The organism is Sphingobacterium sp. HSC-15S19 (assembly GCF_050433745.1).
Classification (GTDB): domain Bacteria; phylum Bacteroidota; class Bacteroidia; order Sphingobacteriales; family Sphingobacteriaceae; genus Sphingobacterium; species Sphingobacterium siyangense.
This window is the reverse complement of the sequence record NZ_JBNPWQ010000097.1, coordinates 1-1,476: the sequence shown is the minus strand read 5'-3', so window position 1 is coordinate 1,476 and position 1,476 is coordinate 1. Positions and strand designations below refer to the sequence as shown.

The window sequence follows — 1,476 nt, the reverse complement described above, 5'->3', positions numbered from 1 at the left end:
TATTTAGTCTCTCCTTAAACCATCTATAATTTACTGATTATTAGTATTTTGGGTTTAAAATAGCTTGTTTTTTATTGCAAGAATTTGTATCTTAGAGCTTTAAAACCTTGCAAATATGTTGGGGAAAAATCCAGAAAAGAAGCCAGAATTATTTCGCCCAATGTTGGTGGATTTTATTGACCACGAGCATGAACTTGTTCTACTTTCAGAAAAAATAGATTGGAATTATTTTGAGAAAGAATTTTCGTCCTTGTATTCCAAAGTGGGCAATCCGAGCCATCCGATTCGGTTTATGGTGGGTTGTTTGCTACTGAAACATTTGTATAATTTGGGCGATGAGACGTTGGAAAAAGCCTGGATCATGAATCCTTATATGCAGCATTTTTGTGGCAGGGTTTTCTTTGAACACGAATTTCCTTGTGACCCGAGTAATTTTGTTCATTTCCGAAAAAGAATTGGCGAAAAAGGTATCGAAAAAATCTTTGCCTTCAGCGTAAGAATGCACGATGCCAAGACGAACACCTCAAATTTTGTTTTGTCCGATACTACCGTTCAGGAGAATAATACCTCTTTTCCTACCGATGCAAAATTGTGCAAAAAAGTGATTGATTATTGCAACAAAATAGCCGGAAATGAAGGCATAAAACAAAGACAACGCTACACAAAAGTCAGCAAACAAATGGTGCGCAACACCTACAACGGAAAACATCCCAAGCGGGCAAAAGCGGCAAGGAAATCTCAAAGACAGCTCAAAACCATCGCCATGAGACTGATTCGTGAATTGCAACGGAATTTTAATGCAGAACAGCAAGAATTTTATAAAGATTTAATGACATTGTACACCAAGGTTGTCACACAAAAAAGAAACGATGCCGATAAAATTTACAGCATTCACAAGCCTTTTACCCGATGTATTGCCAAAGGAAAAGCGCATAGCCAGTATGAATTTGGGAATAAGGTAGGTTTGATAACCACCGCCAACAAAGGCAAGAAAATCATTCTCGGGATTAAAGCATTTTTGCAAACTCCTTACGATGGTCACACCATAGAACCACTTTTGGAACAGATGGAAACCGGTGGTCAAAAGCTCCCAAAAGAACTCGTTTACGATAGAGGTGGCAGAGGAAAATCAGAAATAAAGGGCGTGAAAATCTCCATCCCAAGCACTCCAAGAAAAAAAGACACTGCTTATCAAAAGCAGACAAAGCGCAAAAAATTTAGAACCAGAGCGGCAATAGAACCTATCATCGGACATTTAAAAACCGATTTTAGGCTGGCAAAAAATTACTTCATGGGAGAAACGGGACCACAAATCAATGCATTACTAGCTGCAACCGCTTGGAACATGAAGAAAATGATGGAACTACTGAAACAGAAAATTATTTTCTTATTTTATAAGATACAAATTATGCTGTTTTCTAATCCTGTTTTTAAAAATAAATTAAATAGTGGGTTTTGTTAAGGAACGACTATTTA

General features: G+C 37.2%; 1 protein-coding gene. It reads left to right on the top strand.

Annotation, left to right across the window (positions count from 1 at the left end; genetic code table 11):
* Positions 1–115: 115 nt before the first annotated feature.
* Positions 116–1,462, top strand: a complete 1,347-nt coding sequence (locus L1283_RS28455) for an IS5 family transposase (RefSeq protein WP_286850948.1) — start codon at positions 116–118, stop codon at positions 1,460–1,462.
* The last annotated feature ends 14 nt before the right edge of the window (positions 1,463–1,476 follow it).

What these genes read in the sequence shown, in the direction of transcription:
- L1283_RS28455 (WP_286850948.1), top strand. Translation starts at nt 116, where the DNA reads ATGTTGGGGAAAAATCCAGAAAAGAAGCCAGAATTATTTCGCCCAATG.